The organism is Streptomyces sp. A18 (assembly GCF_059026065.1).
Genome location: NZ_JBWLKL010000005.1, coordinates 247,509 through 265,829, shown reverse-complemented (window position 1 = coordinate 265,829; position 18,321 = coordinate 247,509). Strand labels below are relative to the sequence as shown.

Genomic DNA, 18,321 nt, shown 5'->3' with positions numbered 1-18,321 from the left:
CGAAGGCGGTTGGCGGTGGCAGGCGGCCGTTTCGCCCGCCTGCCGTTTCGCCCGGCGGATGCCCGGCGGATGCCCGGCGGATGTCAGCTCGCCCCTACCTCGCGCCCGTCAGCTCCGCGTCCAGTTCGCTGAGGCGGGCCAGCACCGGTGGGGTCGCGCGTACCTGCGCCAGCGTGCGCCACACCGCCAGGTCGTCCTCGCCCCACGGGGTGTGCACCCAGTCGGACAGGAGGTCGGGGTCGCGGCGTGCGATGAGCGCCGCGCGCAGTTGGTCGGCGAGCCTGCGCCGCAGCCGCGCCACCGCAGGTGCCTGCGATGCGGGCAGGAGTGGGCCCGCGTACGCGGCGGCGGCCGCCGTGACCGCCCCCGAACCGAGCCGTCGCTCGACCGCGTCGACATCCGACTCGACCGGCGCCGCAAGGCGATACGGGCGCGACCTCAGCAGCTCCGGCCCCAGAAGCCGCCGCAGCCGTGCCAGTTCGGCCCGCAGCGTCACCGGCGTCACGGACTCGTCCTCGTACAACGCGCACAGCAGCTCGTCGCCGGTCAGCCCCTCCGGGTGGCGGGCGAGCAGGACGAGGATCTCGCTGTGCCTACGGCTCAGCCGCACCTTGCGACCCCCGGTCAACAGCAGCGCCTCATCACGGCCGAGCGCGGTGAGCCCCACCGTGTCCCCGGAATCCGCCGACGGTGACAACAGGGCCAGCTGGGACTCCGCCGCCCGAGCCACCGCCTGCACGAAGGCCAGGCTGTGCGGATGCGCGAGGCCGTCGCCCCCGGTGATGTCCACCGCCCCGAGCAACCGCCCGGTCCGCGGATCGTGCACCGGAGCCGCCGCGCACGTCCACGGCTGGACGCGTCGGATGAAGTGCTCGGCGGCGAAGACCTGCACCGGCCGGTCCACCGCCACTGCAGTGCCCGGAGCGTTCGTCCCCATGGCGGACTCCGCCCAGCGCGCACCCGGCACGAAGTTCATCCGCCCCGCCTTCTGCCGGGTCGCGGAGTGCCCCTCGACCCAGAGCAGCCTGCCGTGCGCGTCGCACACCGCGAGGAGATGCTCACCGTCCATCGCGAACGTGCCCATCAGTTCACGGAACAGCGGCATGACCCCGGCCAGCGGATGCTCGGACCGATACGAACCGAGGTCCCCGTCGGTGAGCTCCACCGCCGCGCCGGTGTCCTCCGGGCTGACCCTGGCCCTGGCCGAACGCCGCCAAGAGTCGGCCACCACGGAACGGACCGGCCGCGAGACCGTCCCCGCCTCGGTGAACCTCTCGTGAGCGCGCCGCAGTACCCGCACCCGCTCGGCAGGATCGGCGCCGACCTCCAGAGCCACCCATGGTTCGGTCAACTCGGCCTCCCGGGACGGCGATGCGGTGCTGCCATCGTCGCCCCGCGAGCGTGCTCCGACAAGCGCCCCGACGAGCGTCTCGCCATCAGACGGTCGGCGTCAGGCGGAGTTGATCAACCGGATGTAGCGCGTCCAGTCCCAGTGCGGGCCTGGATCGGTGTGGTCGCTCCCAGGCACTTGGACGTGCCCGATGATGTGCTCCCGGTCCTTGGGAATGTCGTACGTCTCGCAGATCGCCGAGGTCAGCAGCGCCGACTGCTCGTACATCGCGTCGGTGAAATACTCGGGCTGATCCACCCACCCTTCGTGCTCGATACCGATGCTGCGCGTGTTGTAGTCCCAGTTGCCCGCGTGCCAGCCGACGTTGCGCTCGCGGACGCACTGGGCGATGTGGCCGTCCTTCGAGCGCACCACATAGTGGGCCGACACCTTCTTCGCCGGGTTCTGGAAGATGTCGAGCGTGTCGGCGAAGGTCTCCTGGGTGACGTGGACGATCACGTAGTCGACGGGATAGGTGCTGGGGCGATTGGCCGCCGTGTAGTTGGAGGTGCTTGCCGGGACCCATTCGGCGAGGGGGTAGTCGACCGCCCGAGGCCGGGCCGTGGCGCGAGTCGCGGGGAGGAGCGCTGCAGGGAGGGCGGCGAGGGCCGCTCCCTGCAACAGCCGGCGCCTGCTGGGGAATCGTCTTGCTCGATCCATGGCTGGCCTACCTCTCGGTGGGGGGAACAGCTGGGATTTCAGTGGGGCAGCACCTTGGCCGTCTCTCGCAGCCGCGCGTGCAGCCCCCGGTGAGTTTCGCGCGCGGGCAACCACTCCTTGCGGATCTTGGCCACGCACGTGTAGTTGGTGTCGCAGACGTTGGCGAGCGGCGACTCGACGGTCTGTGTCAGGAACTGGTAGGCGTCGATCTCACTGAAGCCGTAGTCGCGTACCAGCCAGTGCACCAGGTCGAGTTGGGATATTCGAAAGGCGTCCTCGAGTGGGCGTGCGGAGCCGGTGGAGATGATGTGGGTGTCGGACTCCAGGCGCGGCCAGGGCGTTGCGACTCCCTTCAGGAGTTCGACTATCACGACTGTGTTCATGGCGCATTCGACGGCGACTCCGCAGGTCTCTCCCTCGCCCTGACGTGCGTGTCCGTCGCCCAGGCTGAGGAGCGCGCCCTCCACGTTCACCCCGAGGTAGCAGGTGACTCCGGCGCGCATCTCGGGCGTGTCCATGTTGCCGCCGTGTGCGTCGGGCACGAGCGCCGAGCGCACCTCCAGGTTGGCCGGTGCGACGCCGATCGTGCCGTGCATCGGGTCCATCGGCAGCGCGATCTCGAAGTCGCCGTCACGTGCGCTGAACCGGGCGGTTCGCCGGTCCCGGTCCAGCTGCCATATCCACACGGTCTCGGGCAGCGGCGGCTGGAGCGATGCGGTGGTGTGGGTGGAGGTGAGCGCCCCGAAGAGGGGGACCGTGGTGGACGCCGCCCAGTCGCGCGCCGGTTCGATCGACACGAAGTGCACGGCGATGGTGTCGCCCGGCTCCGCGCCCTCGACATGGAAGGGTCCGGTCTGCGGATTCAGGAACGGGAACTGGCAGACCTCGGAGACCAGATCCTTCTCGGAGCGCACCTTCCCCGCGAAGCAGTCCTCCGTATAGAGGTCGAGGACGGTACCTGGAGCGATCCGTGCCACGGGCGGTGCACCGCCGAACGTCCAGGCGTACTCGCCGGGTTCGGGCCGTACGGTCAGGATTCGAGGCTGGCTCATGACAGGACTGCTCTCTTCTGTCGCTCCATGGGGAACCTGGGCCTTGTGCGGCCCGATGGCCCCGCGGAGCAGCACAGGATTGCTTGCCCCTCGACACCTGATTCCCCCGATCCGCGTGGACACGAAACCGCCAGGGCGATCGTGTCCCGCCTCAATTACGTTACGGCGACGGTCGGTTGTGTCGGAAGGGCGCGATCTGAATCTGTGTACAGCACCGTGACTGTGGATAACGCGGTCACCCTTTAGGGGGACGAGGAAGCGCGACACCCGCACTCAGCCCAGCGCAGCCGCCCCTGCAGCGGCCTGCTCCTCGGCGCGGGCACGGGCGGTCGCGGCCTGGGCCGGGTCTCCGAGCCGATCGGCCAGCCGGGCACGGGCCCGCCAGTTGTAGGGGCAGAGGGGACGCAGATTGATGCGTTCGCTGAGCAAGGTGCGGGCGAGGTCGTGTTGCCCGGAGCGGATGGCTGCTTCCACCAGGGTGCGCTGGATGGCGTCGCGCTGTGCGTGGCTGCCGCCGAAGGAGTTGAGGCGATAGCGGATCGGGGCGAGCAGCTCGACCGCGCGGGCGTACTGCCGCTGTCGGTAGGCGAGGAGGGCGCGGCACACCGGGACCCCGATCTCGCGCGTCATGGCGTGGTTCGACACTGCTCGGTTCGATACCGCCCGGTTCGATACTGCCCGGTTCGATACCGCTTCGTTCCGCGCCGCTTCGGTCGGCACCGCGATGGTGGTTCGGACGAGCCATTCCTCGCGGTCCTTCACCAGCCGTTCGGCGTCGGAGAGCCGCCCCGCCCCCGCGAATGCCATCACCGCGTGGACGTCGTTGAACGCGTAGTAAGCGCCGTCCTCGCGCCCGGCCCACGCCTGCGCGAGCGCCACCCAACGAGGCTCGACGTCGATGTCGGCAAGGAGCAGCCGCCACAGCAGGGCCGAAGCGTCCAGGAGTTCCATGGCGATCGGCTGCGACGCCTCGTTGTGGAGGGTGTTGTCGTAGACGCCGAGGACCCGCTCGATGTTCCCCGCCTCCAACGCGTACAAGGCGTAATGCCACGTGTTGTGCACGGACAGATAGTTGCCGTCGGCCCAGTCCGCGGTCCGCGCGTCCAGGTAGCGGATCCCTTCGCCGAACAGCCCCCGCATCTCGTACGTGTGGACGACCGCATGGATGCCCCACACATCCCGCGGATGACGTTCGACCGCCTGCAGACCGATCTCCTCTGCACGACCGTAGTGCCCGGCCTCTTCAAGCCCGAAGGCGTACATTCCCAGCAGCGGGCCGAAGTGCGGGTCGTCGCCGTCCCATGCACAGAGCGCGCCACCGATCCGGTCGCGCAGCCGTTGTGCGTCGCCGGTGAAGAAGTCGATCTGGTGGCCGACGGCCAGGGCGAGGGCGTCGCGGGGGAACTCGGTGCTGATCTCGCCGAGGATCTGCCCGGCGCGCAGCATGTCCCCGTCCAGCCACGCCGCGGCGGCAGCCGCGTGCATCTCCTCGCGCGGCGAAAGCCCCGCAAGACCGACCGAGCCCCGGAATGCGCTGAACGACCTACGGGCCTCGGCCGCGTCCTTCTCCTCGGTGCCGAGAAGCCCGAGATAGGCACCGAAGACGTGCGCCATCGCGGAATCCGGAGACGCCGCCACCATCGCCTGCGCCTCGTCGGCGACTTCCCCACGGAAGAACAACAGCGCATCGAGCGCCCGCTCGTAGTGGCGCGCGGCTTCGTCGCTGGTGCCGCTCAGGACGTGGGCATGCCGGTCCGATTCCATCGCTGTCGCCTCTTCCTTCGCCTCTGTCCGGTCTGTCCAGTCTCGCGATTCTGCCCGCGCGATACGAGGGCGACGCTCGGTTCACGGGAACGACACGCCGCGACGCACTCCGGCAGTTCGGGCCTCAGACAGCCTGATCCGCCGACCGGTCATGGTTTCGGTTTCCGTGCCCGCGAGTTCCAGCCGACCACCGCGGCCAGCAAGGCGACCGCCGGCACCAGCAGCAGCGCCGTCCTGCTTCCCTCATCCGCCGCGACGTACGCGAACACCGCCGCGCCCACCGCACCGCCGACCATGTCGAGGCTGCTCAGCCAGGACATCGTCTCGGTGACACGGCCCTCGGGGGCGAGGTCGCCGCCTAGCGTGCGCAGGGTCGCGAAGGTGCAGCCGATTACGAGACCGGCCGACGGGCAGACCAGGAGCACCGCGAGCGGAGACACGCCCGTGGCCCATGCCAGCGCACCCGCCCCTACCGCGAACACGCAGAGCAGCACGGACACCTTGGGGCCGCGGGAGACCAGATGCGGCACAGCGCCCAGGGCGAGACTGCCCAGAAAACTGCCGACGGACAGGAGCCCGAGGTACAGGCCGGTGAATCTGGCCGCGTGGTACTCCCGTGCGTAGATCGGCAGCGCCACGTCCAGCGCGGTCACCGCCGTGACGAAGAGGACGTCCGCGGCCAGCAGACTCCGGAGGGGAGCGGAACTCAGAGGGCCGAGCCATCGCCCGGACCGTCCGGAACGTGGCGGTGGGCCCGGGGAGTCGGCCAGCAGCCCGACCGCGACAGCCGTCAGCAGCGCCACGACTGCGAGCGGCACGACCGGCGAGAGTGAAAGGCTCAGCCAACTGGCAAGCACGGGGCCGGTGATCAACGTGGCGCCCATCATCGACGAGTCGAGGGCCATCGCGGTGGCCAGCGACCCGGTGCCTGCGCAGCGGTGCCAGAGCGAGCGCATCATCACGGCGACCGGAGGCGCGCCGGCCCCCATGGACGCGGAGAACGCGAGGACCGCGGCGACGGATCCGCCCCCGCGCACCACTAGCACCAGCACAAGAGTGGCCGTCAGGTACGCGGCAAGGCAGCCCAGCAGGACCGGCCGGGGCGCATGCCGGTCGATGAGCCTTCCGCGCAGGGGAGCGGTGACACCTTGGCCGATCGCCAGGACGCTCACCGCAAGACCCGCGGTTGCGTACGAGTAGCCCTCCTGGCTCACCAGGAGCAGCAGACTCAGACCGACCATGCTGGGCGCCAGTTTCGACGCCAGCCCGATCGCGGCGAGTGGCCAGAAGCCGGGTACGTCCATCAGCTCCCGGTAGCTGGAGAGGAATCGCCGCGGTGCGGTGTCGGTCGGTTCGGTGAAGGCGGCGGTGGCGATCGGGCTTGACCGGCCCACTACCGGGGCGTGTGGGCACGCAGCGCCCGGCCGGTCCAGTCGAGTGCCGGTGCCAGACTGTCCGGCGCGGGCCACCCGTTGATCACCGCGAGCAGCGTCAGGTAGCGGTCCCTGCGGGGGTCGTCCATGGTCTCCAGGCGGGTGACCAGGCGTTGGCGAAGCTCGGTGTCGTCGGGGAGACCGAGAATGTGCGCGTAGTGAGCCGCGAGTGCCGTGACGATCGGTTCGGCCTCGGGCGATGCGGGGTCGGTGCCTGCCGCCAGGGCCGGGGCGACCTGCGAGCGGAGAGCCTGGGCGAGGACGCGGGGCAGTCCGGTGCTGTCGTCCGGTGCGCGGTCGGCGGCCAGGTCTCTGGCCATGCCCTGCATGGTGGAGCGGAATCCCGGATCCTGGAACAGCTCGGCCAGCTCCACCCATGCCTCGACCTGCTCGACCTCGGGATCGTCGGGCAGCTCGGGAGTGAGGGAGCGGATGACCGCCGCGAAGGCGGGGTGGTCGTGCAGGCCGTCGAAGACGGTGCCCAGGAAGTCGTCGATGAGACGTTGACGTTCGTTCTCGGAGAGCTTGGCCAGCTTGTGCATGAGATCCAACTCCTCAGGGGTGGACCCGCGCTTGGCGACCGCTGTCAGGATCGCGCGCCGCAGGCGCAGCACACGGATCTGCACCTCCAGTGCGTCCGCGTGCGCCGCTGCGACCTTGGGCAGTGAGACCTCCCGGTCCACCACCTTCCGGATCGTGGGCAGGTCGAGACCCAAGTCGCGCAGGGTGCGTACGAGGTCGAGGCGGGCGACGGCATCGGTGCCGTACAGGCGGTAGCCGGCCGGGCTGCGGTCGGCGGGCGGCACGATTCCCGCGTCGGAGTAGAACCGGACGGTCTTGACCGTGAGGCCGGACCGTCGCGCCAGATCACCGATCGAGTAGAGCGTGTCGCCGTTCATGTCCCCACCTTCCTGTCTCCCCTTACTGGAGACTCAAGCTCCAGCCCCTCTGAGGGTGGGGTATGCATCGGCTTCAGGTGGTTGGGGCGAGTGATTGAGGCGCTGACACGCAGAAGGGCAGCAACGCTGACACGCAGAAGGGCCGCAACGCTGACACGGAGACGGGCCGCAAGAAATCGGGTTACAAGGAGATGGCCGGACAGCCGTGAAATGCGTTCCTCTGTGGACGGCCTGCGCTATGCCGTCGCTCCCGCCGGATCATCGAGCACCGCCCGTACGACCGAGTGCGCCGCCCCCAGCAAGGGGCCGTCGGACCCCAGCCCGGATGCGGCGACATCGCAGGCGGTGCCCGCCGTACGGCGCCTCAACTCGCTCTCCAGCGACGGCAGCAGCCATGGTGCGAGCCGTGACAGGGCGCCGCCGAGCACCACCGAGCGCGGATCGAGCAGGTTCACCGCACCGGTGAGCGCGATGCCCAGCGCCGCCCCGGCATCATGTAGCGCCCTGCGTACGTCCTGATCTCCCTGCGCTGCGCGTTCCGCGAGCAGCCCGACGCGGTCCGCGCCCGGATCGAGGCCCGCCGCGCGCAACACCGCCTCCTCGCCCGCGTACTGCTCCAGGCAGCCACGGCCGCCGCACGGGCAGTCCGGTCCGTCCGGCCACACAGGCACGTGCCCCAGTTCGCCGGCGAAGCCGCGTGTCCCGCGCAGGAGCCGCCCGTCCACGACCAGTGCGGCGCCGATGCCGATCTCCGCCGAGACGTGGAGGAAGTCCTGCGGCACCTCGTCACCGAGCCACAGCTCGGCCAGTGCGCCGAAGTTGGCCTCGTTGTCCACCGTCAGTGGCACCCTGCCCGGCAGCAGCGCGCGGAGGTCGACGTCGTGCCAGTCGAGGTTGGGGGCGCGGACCACTGTCCCTGTGCCGCGGGCGACGAGCCCGGGAACGGCGACGGCCAGTCCCGCCGGACGCAGCCCGGCCAGGTGGGCTTCGTTGCCCACCTGCCGGACCAGCGCGATGAGTTCCTCGACGACGGGTCCGGGGGCGCGCCCCCGGTTGTCACCCTGTCGCACGGCACGCGCGCGTACCTCTCCGCGCAGGTCGACCGCGCACACCGAGAGGTGGTCGACACCCACTTCGGCGCCGATGCCGACCGGTCCGCTGCCGCTGACCGCGAGCGCGGATCCGGGGCGTCCCACCTTGCCGGGGCGCTCGGGCCCCAGCTCGTCCAGGAGCCCGGCGCGGATCAACTCGTCCACCAGAGTGGAGACGGCGGCCCGCGTCAGGCCGATCCGGGTGGCCACGGCGGCACGGGACAGTGGCCCGTGCGCCGCGACGGCGTGCATGACGCGGGAGAGGTTGCGGCGGCGCATCCCCTGCTGGGTGTCGGGCAGCGAGGCGCCGGACGTGCCCCGGCGCGCGTCGTGCGGTGGTGCGGTCATTCCCCCGTCAGTCCCTGTTCTTCCGTCCTCATGACCGTGGGTCCTGGTGGCCCGCGCTGCCGAGCAGCGGCGCCGCGTCGGAGACTACCCCGGCGATCCGGGCGAGTGCCGACTCGTCCCGCTCCACGGCAGGCAGGACGGGCCCTTCGGCAGTGCCCCAGCGGCGCGCGACAGCGGCTGGATCCTCGCCCGTGAGGAGGCCAGCGGCCTGCGCGGCGGCGCCGAGCGCGACCAGCTCGCGGGCCTCGGGCACCTGAACGGGACGTCCGGACAGCCGTCGTACGGTGTCCTGCCAGGCCGTGCCCCGCGCCCCGCCGCCGATGAGCAGGAGCGGGGCCGAGCGGTCCGCGTCCGCCTCCAGGACCAGGTCGAGGGCGCCGAGCAGGGAGTGCACGGCTCCGTCGTAGGCCGCCTGCAGCAGCTGCCCCGGAGTCGTGTCGTGCCGCAGTCCGTGCAGCAGTCCCGAGGCGTGGGGCAGGTCGGGGGTGCGCTCGCCGTCCAGATAGGGCAGCAGGGTGACGGCGCCGCCCGGCTCCACCGCCTCACGGTCGAGGCTCAGCAGCGCGGCGACGCGGTCCACGGCCAGGGTGCAGTTGAGGGTGCAGGCCAGCGGCAGCCAGTCGCCGCGAGCATCGGCGAAGCCGGCCACCGTCCCTGTCGGGTCCGCGGTCCGCTGCCTGGAGACGGCGTACACGGTGCCCGACGTTCCCAGGCTCAGCACCGGGGTGCCGGGGCGCAGGCCGAGTCCGAGTGCCGCCGCCGCGTTGTCACCGGTGCCGGGGGCGACGAGCGTGCCCTTGGAGAAGGGCAGTTCACCGCTTCCGCGTACGGTGCCTGCGACCTCGCCGGGGCGGACCACGCGCGGCAGCAGCGCCGGGTCCAGGCCCACCGATCCCAGGATCTCCTCGTCGTAGGCCTCCGTCCCCGATGCCCACCACCCCGTACCGGATGCGTCGCCCCGGTCGGTCGTGCCGCAGCCCGTGAGGCGCTCGGTGAGGTAGTCGTGGGGGAGTCGTACGGCCGCGGTGGCACGGGCTGCCTCGGGTTCGTGCTCGCTGAGCCACGCCCACTTGGTCACCGTGAAGGAGGGGCCGGGCACGCTGCCGACCCGCTCGGCCCACGCCTTCGGGCCACCCAGACGGTCCACCAGGGTGCGGGCCTGCGGTGCGGAGCGGACGTCGTTCCACAGCAGTGCGGGCCGTACCGGCCTGGACTGGGCGTCCAGCGTGACGAGCCCGTGCTGCTGGCCGCCGACCGACACCGCGGCGGCCTCGCGCGCCGCGTCGCCGCACTGGTCAAGGGCCGCGCACAGGGCGTTCCACCACTCCTCGGGGTCGCTCTCGCGGGCGGCCCCCGAGCTGACGCTGTGCGGGGCCTGGCCGCTCGCCACCACCCTGCCCGTGGCGGCGTCGACGACCAGGACCTTGGTGGACTGCGTGGAGCTGTCCACACCGACGACGAAGGGTCCGTCGGCTGCTGGCGCTGATGACATCGGGGGTCTCCGTTCCCGCGGCTCTTTCCGGGCATGCCCGGACTTCTTTCCGTCCGACCTTCCCAGGGATGCCTCCGGATACTAATTTGTTAACCGCCATGACGAAATAGTCGCGGCAGCCGCACCTGAACGGGCATGCAGCCATGCCCGGGGCGGCCACGCAGTAGCGCACCAGTCATCCAGGGAGCCGCACATGACGTACCAGCCCACTCCTGAGGACAAGTTCACCTTCGGCCTGTGGACCGTCGGCTGGCAGGGAAGGGACCCGTTCGGCGACGCGACACGAGCGGCCATCGCACCGGCCGACTCCGTACGGCACCTGGCGGAACTGGGCGCCTACGGAGTGACCTTCCACGACGACGACCTGATCCCCTTCGGCGCCACGGACACCGAGCGAGAGTCGCACATCAAGCGCTTCCGGCAGGCGCTCGACGCGACCGGCCTCGTCGTGCCGATGGCGACCACGAACCTCTTCACGCACCCCGTATTCAAGGACGGGGCGTTCACCGCCAACGACCGGGACGTGCGCCGCTACGCGCTGCGCAAGACGATCCGCAACATCGACCTCGCCGTGGAGCTGGGTGCGCGCACCTACGTCGCCTGGGGCGGCAGGGAAGGCGCGGAGTCCGGCGCGGCGAAGGACGTACGCGCTGCTCTCGACCGCATGAAGGAAGCCTTCGACCTGCTCGGCGACTATGTGACGGAGCAGGGCTATGACCTGCGCTTCGCGATCGAGCCCAAGCCGAACGAGCCGCGCGGCGACATCCTGTTGCCCACCGTCGGGCACGCCCTCGCGTTCATCGAGCGTCTGGAGCGCCCCGACATGTTCGGCGTCAACCCCGAAGTGGGCCATGAGCAGATGGCCGGCCTCAACTTCCCGCACTCCATCGCCCAGGCGCTGTGGGCGGGCAAGCTCTTCCACATCGACCTCAACGGCCAGACCGGCATCAAGTACGACCAAGACCTGCGCTTCGGCGCGGGCGATCTGCGGAGCGCCTTCTGGCTGGTCGACCTCCTGGAGAGGGGCGGTTACGAAGGGCCGCGGCACTTCGACTTCAAGCCGCCGCGCACGGAGGACTATGCGGGCGTGTGGGAGTCGGCGGCCGGCTGCATGCGCAACTACCTGATTCTTCGGGAGCGTTCGGCCGCGTTCCGGGCCGACCCGGAGGTCCAGGAAGCCCTGCGCGCTTCGCGTCTGGACGAGCTGTCCCTGCCGACCGCACAGGACGGGCTCTCCGGGCTGCTGGCCGACCGCGCCGCCTTCGAGGACTTCGACGTGACGGCCGCCGCGGACCGTGGCATGGCCTTCGAGCGCCTCGACCAGCTGGCCATGGATCACCTCCTGGGGGCGCGAAGCTGACCGGAGGCTCCGACTCCGGAGGTATCAACTTCCGCACAGGGGTCGCATCCTGACCCTTTCGAGGCGACTCTTGACGGTATGGCCATGCCGCCCGTACCGCCGCAGTCCCCTCCTCCGCCGGGTGACGCACCGCCTCCGGGCGACGGTGGGTTCGGACCGCCCGGAGGATACGGTCCGCCCCCGGGCGACGGGTACGGACCGCCTCCGGACGGCGGGGGATGGCCTCCCGCGGGAGGCGGCGGTGTGCCCCCGGGAGGGGGCGGGTGGCAGCCTCCTCCGCCGTCCGGAGGGCCGTCCGGGCGACGGGGCGGGCTGTTCATCCTGCTTGCCGTGATTGTCGCGATCGGAGCCGTCGTCGCGGTGGTCCTGGTGGCCACCAGCGGCGGTGGTTCGGGTGACAAGAAGGGCCCCTCCGAGAGCAGTGAGAGCTCGGAGGGCAAGCCCAGCCCGTCGCTGAGCATCCCGTCGGAGGTCCCCTCCGAGCTGCCTACGGAGTTGCCCTCGAACCTGCCCAGTGGCCTGCCGTCGGACTTCCCCAGCGATCTGCCGAGCGACCTGGAGTCCCTGGTCCCGTCAGGCGCGGAGGCCCAGTCGGGCGTGGACAAGGGAGTGCCCTACTACTTCCTCAATACGGGCGTCACCAGGCCGCTGTCCTGATCGGTGCGTGGGACGCGGGGGCAGCGCGCTCAGATGCCCTTGGGCAGCCGTACATACGTCACCATGGTCTCCACATCGCTGTCCACGAGCCTTCCCTCCTTGTCGAATGCCTCCGGACCGTCCGTCATCCCGAAGTCGTTGTCGTTGATCAGCGCGAGGGTGTGACTGTTCACGCGGGCCACCCCTTCGATCTTGTCGGGTACTCCGTCGATGCCGTCAAGATCGACCAGGAGGCGCTTCTTCAGGACGGGCACTCCGGAAGCCGCCGGGTCGTCGAGCTGTTCCAAGGAGGGCTGTGTCGTGGCGTCGTCCCACTGCTCGCCCAGGATGTCGGCGCCGCGGTCCAGCTTCACCGTCTGCAGCCGCGCGGCCTTGTCGGTGCGCTCCTCGACGAGGAGCCGGTCACGGCCGACGGCCACGACAGAGGAGATCTTCAGCTCCGACGTGTCGTCCTCACCCGGGTCGACGACATCCACCGCGTCGAAGCGGTACGCGTACTCGGCGGAGACGGCCTGCTTCGTCGGCGAGAATCGCAGCAGCCGCGTCGTACGCGACGCGTCACCCGCATCCTCGTCCGGGACGGACAGCGGGCTCTGGACCGCCATCACCAGGTCCCCGCCCGGAAGCTGGGCGAGCCCTTCGAAGCCGCGATTGCCCTTGCGGTGCGACAGGATGCCCGGCAGTGCCTCGACGACCGGGTAGTCGGCGCCCGACAGCTTCAGGCCTTCGGGGACGTAGCGCTTGAGTACCTTCCCGCGCGCGGAGACATGGACGAGTGAGGGACCGTACTCGTCGACGAGCCAGAAGCTGCCGTCCTGCGCCCGCACGATGCCCTCGGTGTCAAGGCCGTTGGCGTCGTACGGCAGAGCCGCCGTCGCGTCGTAGGTGTACGGCGCTTCATCGCGGCCTTCTTGGTTGGGCAGTCCGGTGACGGGCTTCCCGGAGGAAGTCGTCAGCGGAAGCGCGTCGACGACCTTCACGGTGTCACCGGAGACGCGGACCTTCACGATCGCCGGATCGAAACCGGGGACGGGGAAGGTGCGTCGCTTCTTGCCGTCCACCTTGATCTGGCCGTTGGGACCCCGGTCGGTGACCGTCCAGAAATCGCCCTTGCGGCCCGCCGGATAGATGTCACTGCCGATGCCGCCGAGATCCACATTGCGGTCGTCGCTCACCGTCCCGGGCAGCAGGGAGTTGCTGAACGTGCCCAGAGAGACATCGCCCAGTGTCGCCGTCGAGGTGATCCGAGGTGCCTTCTCCTTGCCGCCGGTCGGGGTGCCCGTGGCGGTCCCGGCCACCGCGATCGCAGCGAGCACGGCGAACGGCACGCCCGCGGCGATGGAACGGCGGACGCGACGTTGACGGGCGGCGTGCGGGGACATCGGTGCCTCCTGAGGCGCAAGGGTTCGGTGACAGCGATCAGACTTCGCCGTCGGCGCGAACACAGGGAGGCGGAAAGGTGAACGAGAGGGGGCGTGCTGACGGCGCCTCCCGCGAGGGGCAGGAGGCGCCGCCGTCACCCGCAGGCCGGTCAGCGGTAGTCGGGCACCTGGCCCTTGCCGTCCCCCTTCGTATGGATCGCGCTGACGTACTCATGGGGCCCCGGGGCCTGCGGGACGGGGGCGTCCAGTCGCGGTCGGCACCCCCTGAACCGGTGTGATCCACGCTCTCGGATGTCATGCCCGTGCTCAATCGCCGGTCAGGGGGAGTGCGCGCGCCGATGTTCCCGGCGTGTGTGTGAGTGGCGTGGATACGCCGGTGGCCGCCGGGTGCCTTTCGGCCAGGAGGCGGGCGGCGGTGGAGTGAACGCGGCGGGTGGCGTGCTGTGAGGGCGCGCACGTCTCCGAGCGGTCGCAGTGGTGAGCGGGCGCGTCTCTGGTCCGGTGCGGGCGCGGGAGGCCCGCACCGGAACTGCCGGCCTATTCGCCGCCGGTCGCCACGGCCAGTGCTGTCGCGGGGTCGTGGGCCGCCGGGCCCGCCGGGGTCCAGCGGCCGCGCTCCTTGCGGTAGGGCCACCAGCGGCCGTCGACCCCGTGCCGCAGCTGGGCGTCGCTGCCGATCACCGTCCAGCGATTGCGGGCGGCGCGCAGCCGTGGTCGCTCGCCGTCCTCCCAGGCCGCTTCGAGCGCCGCACGCGCGCGTGCCAGGGCGTCCGCCTCGGGAGTCCACTCCTCCTCCAGGACCGAGAGCGCGGCGGGACCTCCGTACTCCCAGGCACGAACGGCCAGCGCGAGCCCGTCCCTGCCGCGGTCGGCGGCGGTCGCCAGGCGCGCGACCACCGGCGCAGGAGCCACGGTGGCGAGGCGCACGGCATCCTCGTCCGGCGTCAACTCCTGATCGACCGGATGCCGTTCGTGCCCAGGAGAGAGCGCCTCGGCCAGTATCCGGCGCGCTTCGACGGCCGCCTGTGCCGCCAGGAACTCGAGTGCCGACACATCGAGACCGGGCGCGGGCTCCGCCTCCGTGTCGAGTGAGGGCGGCAGGCCCGGCTCTGGCGGCAGCGGAGGGAGGTCGGGCAGCGGAGGCAGGATGGCTCCCTCCGCGTACGCCTCGTCGGCGTCCACGCCCGCCTGGGCCCCCTGCTCCTGCGCGGGGGTCTCCTCGGCCTCCGCCTGCGCCACGCTGCGTACTTGCAGCTCGTCCAGGAGCTCACGCTCGGCACGGCCCCGCATCAGCAACAGCACGAACGGATCCTGGTCGAGCAGGCGGGCGACCTGGTAGCAGAGGGCGGCCGTGTGACCGCAGTGGTCCCACGCGTCGCAGTCGCACTCCGGCTCCAGGTCGCCGATGCCGGGCAGGAGTTCGACACCCGCTGCCGCCGCGTCCTCCACCAGGTGCGGGGGCATCTCGCGGTCGAGCAGCGCCGCGATGTGCCCGGCCCGCTCGACGGCCATGCCCAGGAAGCGGTCCCACTCGTCCTCGCTGAGCCGCTGCAGCAGTACGTCCGAGCGGCGCGGGGTGCCGTCGCGGTCCTGGACGACCGCGGTGATGCGGCCGGGGCGCACCGAGACCGCGCCCACGGCTCCCGCGCGCGCGAGCCTGCGCCCGGCCTTCAGCTGCGCGAGGTCGAGCGCCGTGTCCTCCAGCGCCTTCAGCCAGGCCTGGCCCCACCAGCTCTGCGCGAACCCCCGCCCGTGCGTGGCCGGCAGCGCGGCGAAGGTGCGCTCGTGCCCGTCCGCGTCCTCCCCGTGACGGCCGTCCATGTGTGCGTCGTCGTTCGACTCGTCGTACAGGTCGCTCATCGCGTCCCCCCTCGCAGCTCCACCAGATCCGACAGCTCGGCGTCGGTGAGTTCCGTCAGTGCCGCCTCGCCCGAACCGAGGACCGAGTCCGCCAACTCCCGCTTGCGCAGCAGCATGTCGGCGATACGGTCCTCGATCGTCCCCTCCGCGATCAACCGGTGTACCTGCACCGGTTGTGTCTGCCCGATGCGGTACGCCCGGTCGGTGGCCTGCGCCTCGACGGCGGGGTTCCACCAGCGGTCGTAGTGCACGACGTGCTCGGCCCGCGTCAGATTCAGTCCGGTCCCCGCTGCCTTCAACGACAGCAAGAAGACGGGCACTTCGCCGTCCTGGAAGCGCTCCACCATCGCCTCACGTGCCGCGATGGGCGTACCGCCGTGCAGGAACTGGGACGGGGTGCCCCGGGCTGCCAGATGCTGCTCGATGAGGCGCGCCATCTGCACGTACTGCGTGAAGATGAGCACACTCGCGTCTTCGGAGAGGATCGTGTCGAGCAACTCGTCGAGGAGTTCCAACTTTCCCGAACGACCCTCGATCCGCGGCTTGTCCTCCTTGAGGTACTGCGCGGGGTGATTGCAGATCTGCTTCAGCCCGGTCAGCAGTTTGACGATCAGGCCGCGGCGGGTGAAGCCGTCGGCGCCGGAGATCTCCGCGAGCGTCTCGCGCACCACGGCTTCGTAGAGGCCCGTCTGCTCCGTGGTCAGGGACACGGCCCGGTCGGTCTCGGTCTTGGGCGGCAGTTCGGGCGCGATGCCCGGGTCGGACTTGCGCCTGCGCAGCAGGAAGGGGCGTACGAGCTGGCCGAGCCGCTCGGCGGCTGCCGGGTCAGTGCCGCTTTCCACGGCCTGCGCATAGCGGGTGCGGAAGGTGCCGAGCTTGCCGAGCAGGCCCGGTGTCGTCCAGTCGAGGATGGCCCACAGCTCGGAGAGATTGTTCTCCACGGGGGTGCCGGTGAGCGCCACGCGCGCGCGTGCGCCGATGGTCCGCAACTGTTTGGCGGTGGCCGAGTAGGGATTCTTGACGTGCTGGGCCTCGTCGGCGACGACCATGCCCCACGGAGTGTGGGCCAGGCTGTCCGCGTCGAGTCGCATCGTGCCGTACGTGGTGAGCACGAACTCCCCGTCGGCGAGGTCCTCCAGGCTGCGCTGAGCGCCGTGGAAGCGGCGTACAGGGGTGCCGGGGGCGAACTTCTCGATTTCGCGCTGCCAGTTGCCCATCAGGGACGTGGGGCAGACGACGAGGGTGGGCCCTGCGGACTCGGCCTCGGACTGCCGGTGCAGATGCAGGGAGATGAGCGTGATCGTCTTGCCGAGACCCATGTCGTCCGCGAGGCAGCCGCCCAGGCCCAGGGAGGTCATCCGGGCCAGCCAGTTCAGTCCGCGCAGCTGGTAGTCGCGCAGATCAGCGGCGAGCGCTGCGGGCTGGCCGACGGGCTTCATGCCCTCGGGGTCCGCGAGGCGTTCGCGCAGTGTGGCGAGCCAGCCCGTCGGCTGGACGTCCACGCGGCGCCCCGCCACGTCGGTGGTGCCCGTCAGGACGGCGCTCAGGGCGTCGATCGGCGAGACCTTGTGGTCCTGGTGCTCGCGAGCGCGCCGTGCCTCTTCGGGGTCGATGAGGACCCACTGGTCGCGCAGGCGCACCACGGGCCGGTTGGCTTCGGCGAGGCGGTCGAGCTCCTCGCGGGAGAGCTGCTGATCGCCCAGCGCGAAGCGCCAGTTGAAGGTGAGCAACGCGTCGGCGGACAGGTAGGACGGAGTGTCCGACGACGGCTTGTCGGGGTCCTTGGTTTCGTCGTCGGGCGGGCCGATGACCGCGCGAGCGGTCAGATTGCGTGCCAGTTCCTTGGGCCAGTGCACCTCGACACCGGCGGTGGCGAGCATGCGGGAACCTTCGCCCAAGAGTGAGGTGACTTCTTCGTCGGCGAGTTCGATCGCATCGGGGACGGTGGCCGAGAGCAGCGGGGCGAGCGGTGGCCACGCGCGCGTGGCGCGACGCAGCGCGAGCAGGGCATCCATCCGTGACCGCGGCCCGAAGGCCTGCCCCGAGGCGCCCGAACCGGCCCACACCTCGGCTGCGTCGGCGACGAGCGAGGGGTCGCTGACGCTGTGCATCTGCAGCACGGCGCGGAACGGCAGCCGGGTCCCGTCGGAGGTGTCCGACACCAGGCCCGGCACCTCGACGCGCAGCGAGATACGTACGCCGGCGTCGTGCCCGGCGGCCACATCGGCGGCCCAGGGGCGCTGCTCGGGGACGTGCTGGGGCTGCCGAGAGGCGAAGGCGGGAGCGCTCGCGGCCAGGGTCGCGGCGGGGGAGCGCGGCAGCGTATCGGCCACCGCGTCCAGGAACTGGCGCAGCAGCCGCTCGGGGTCCGGCAGCCGCAGGGGCCGGGAGTCGTCAAGGGGCAGGGCGTGCGCGGCAGGGGGCATCGCGGCGGCGAGGTCGCGCAGGCGGCGCAGATCGTCGGTGCCCAGCGGGCCCGAGCGCCACGCGTCGTGATCGCTCGCCGTCAGGCCGGGCAACAGCAGCCCGCGCGCGGCCAGTTGCAGCGCGAGCACCCCCGCCGCACCCCAGAACGCGGCCGTCGGGTGAGCCCCCGCGGTGGCACGCGCGCGTGTCAGGACCGGCAGCGCCGCGCGCACCGGGAGCACGATCGCCGACACGTCGCTGAGCCGCGCGCCGTCGTCGTCGGGCACGGCGATGGACAGCTCCTCGACGGTGCCCGCGGAGCAGTCGGGCGGCGCGTCCCCGTCGGGGTGCCAGAAGGCGACCCGGCCCATGCGGGCCGGATCGGCGGACACGAACAGCACGGAACAGCGGGACAGTTCAGAGATCTCGGAAGGTGACGCGGCAGAGGGCCTGGGCTCGGCGATGGCGCATTCCTCAAACTTGACTACTAGGACCGGAGTCGCCGAGGGTACAGCACGTCCCGGACG

Annotated in this window: 13 protein-coding genes; 2 read left to right on the top strand and 11 right to left on the bottom strand. The window is 71.0% G+C overall.

Translation table 11 applies throughout. The features are described from left to right. Positions 1 to 94: 94 nt before the first annotated feature. The 8 genes from AC5P1C_RS11245 to xylB all read right to left on the bottom strand — a co-directional run bounded on the left by AC5P1C_RS11245 (position 95) and on the right by xylB (position 10,129). Positions 95 to 1,351, bottom strand: coding sequence for a GAF domain-containing protein (locus AC5P1C_RS11245; protein WP_493865595.1), 1,257 nt, complete (start codon positions 1,349 to 1,351; stop codon positions 95 to 97). Between the two features lie 99 nt (positions 1,352 to 1,450). Continuing rightward, positions 1,451 to 2,050 (bottom strand): N-acetylmuramoyl-L-alanine amidase, encoded by a 600-nt coding sequence (locus AC5P1C_RS11240; protein WP_493865594.1) that lies wholly within the window; start codon positions 2,048 to 2,050, stop codon positions 1,451 to 1,453. A gap of 38 nt (positions 2,051 to 2,088) precedes the next feature. Next, the gene (locus tag AC5P1C_RS11235; protein ID WP_493865593.1) at positions 2,089 to 3,102 is read right to left on the bottom strand and encodes an acetamidase/formamidase family protein; all 1,014 of its coding nucleotides are present in this window, start codon (positions 3,100 to 3,102) and stop codon (positions 2,089 to 2,091) included. Between the two features lie 273 nt (positions 3,103 to 3,375). Then, the gene (locus tag AC5P1C_RS11230) at positions 3,376 to 4,866 is read right to left on the bottom strand and encodes a tetratricopeptide repeat protein (RefSeq protein ID WP_493865592.1); all 1,491 of its coding nucleotides are present in this window, start codon (positions 4,864 to 4,866) and stop codon (positions 3,376 to 3,378) included. Between the two features lie 149 nt (positions 4,867 to 5,015). Continuing rightward, positions 5,016 to 6,260 carry an MFS transporter gene (locus AC5P1C_RS11225; protein WP_493865591.1) on the bottom strand — a complete coding sequence of 415 codons (1,245 nt, stop codon included), beginning with the start codon at positions 6,258 to 6,260 and terminating at the stop codon, positions 5,016 to 5,018. Next, the gene (locus AC5P1C_RS11220; RefSeq protein ID WP_493865590.1) at positions 6,260 to 7,198 is read right to left on the bottom strand and encodes a MerR family transcriptional regulator; all 939 of its coding nucleotides are present in this window, start codon (positions 7,196 to 7,198) and stop codon (positions 6,260 to 6,262) included. Before AC5P1C_RS11220 ends, AC5P1C_RS11225 begins: the two co-directional genes overlap by 1 nt. A 236-nt stretch (positions 7,199 to 7,434) precedes the next feature. Further along, positions 7,435 to 8,637, bottom strand: a complete 1,203-nt coding sequence (locus tag AC5P1C_RS11215; protein WP_493865589.1) for an ROK family protein — start codon at positions 8,635 to 8,637, stop codon at positions 7,435 to 7,437. Positions 8,638 to 8,665: 28 nt separating this feature from the next. Further along, positions 8,666 to 10,129: a xylulokinase gene (xylB, locus tag AC5P1C_RS11210; RefSeq protein ID WP_493865588.1), complete on the bottom strand. Its 1,464-nt coding sequence runs from the start codon at positions 10,127 to 10,129 to the stop codon at positions 8,666 to 8,668. A 193-nt stretch (positions 10,130 to 10,322) separates the two neighbouring features. Between xylB and xylA the strand changes: the two genes are divergently transcribed. Continuing rightward, complete coding sequence (gene xylA / locus AC5P1C_RS11205; protein ID WP_493865587.1) at positions 10,323 to 11,489, top strand: xylose isomerase; 1,167 nt, start codon at positions 10,323 to 10,325, stop codon at positions 11,487 to 11,489. A 330-nt stretch (positions 11,490 to 11,819) separates the two neighbouring features. Next, the gene (locus tag AC5P1C_RS11200; protein ID WP_493865586.1) at positions 11,820 to 12,146 is read left to right on the top strand and encodes a hypothetical protein; all 327 of its coding nucleotides are present in this window, start codon (positions 11,820 to 11,822) and stop codon (positions 12,144 to 12,146) included. A gap of 29 nt (positions 12,147 to 12,175) precedes the next feature. Here the strand turns inward: AC5P1C_RS11200 and AC5P1C_RS11195 are convergent, their stop codons facing one another. From AC5P1C_RS11195 to AC5P1C_RS11185, 3 genes are all read right to left on the bottom strand, one after another. Then, positions 12,176 to 13,528: an esterase-like activity of phytase family protein gene (locus AC5P1C_RS11195; RefSeq protein ID WP_493865585.1), complete on the bottom strand. Its 1,353-nt coding sequence runs from the start codon at positions 13,526 to 13,528 to the stop codon at positions 12,176 to 12,178. Between the two features lie 537 nt (positions 13,529 to 14,065). After that, entirely contained in the window at positions 14,066 to 15,388 is a 1,323-nt protein-coding gene (locus AC5P1C_RS11190) for an SWIM zinc finger family protein (RefSeq protein WP_493865584.1), read from the bottom strand. Then, positions 15,385 to 18,186, bottom strand: a complete 2,802-nt coding sequence (locus AC5P1C_RS11185; protein WP_493865583.1) for an SCO1167/SCO6262 family helicase — start codon at positions 18,184 to 18,186, stop codon at positions 15,385 to 15,387. The genes AC5P1C_RS11190 and AC5P1C_RS11185 overlap by 4 nt, the downstream gene beginning before the upstream one ends. Positions 18,187 to 18,321: the final 135 nt, after the last annotated feature.

Coding starts and splice junctions, on each gene's coding strand:
- AC5P1C_RS11240 (WP_493865594.1), bottom strand. CDS start 2,050: ATGGATCGAGCAAGACGATTCCCCAGCAGGCGCCGGCTGTTGCAGGGA.
- AC5P1C_RS11235 (WP_493865593.1), bottom strand. CDS start 3,102: ATGAGCCAGCCTCGAATCCTGACCGTACGGCCCGAACCCGGCGAGTAC.
- AC5P1C_RS11230 (WP_493865592.1), bottom strand. CDS start 4,866: ATGGAATCGGACCGGCATGCCCACGTCCTGAGCGGCACCAGCGACGAA.
- AC5P1C_RS11220 (WP_493865590.1), bottom strand. CDS start 7,198: ATGAACGGCGACACGCTCTACTCGATCGGTGATCTGGCGCGACGGTCC.
- AC5P1C_RS11215 (WP_493865589.1), bottom strand. CDS start 8,637: ATGACCGCACCACCGCACGACGCGCGCCGGGGCACGTCCGGCGCCTCG.
- xylB (WP_493865588.1), bottom strand. CDS start 10,129: ATGTCATCAGCGCCAGCAGCCGACGGACCCTTCGTCGTCGGTGTGGAC.
- xylA (WP_493865587.1), top strand. CDS start 10,323: ATGACGTACCAGCCCACTCCTGAGGACAAGTTCACCTTCGGCCTGTGG.
- AC5P1C_RS11195 (WP_493865585.1), bottom strand. CDS start 13,528: ATGTCCCCGCACGCCGCCCGTCAACGTCGCGTCCGCCGTTCCATCGCC.
- AC5P1C_RS11190 (WP_493865584.1), bottom strand. CDS start 15,388: ATGAGCGACCTGTACGACGAGTCGAACGACGACGCACACATGGACGGC.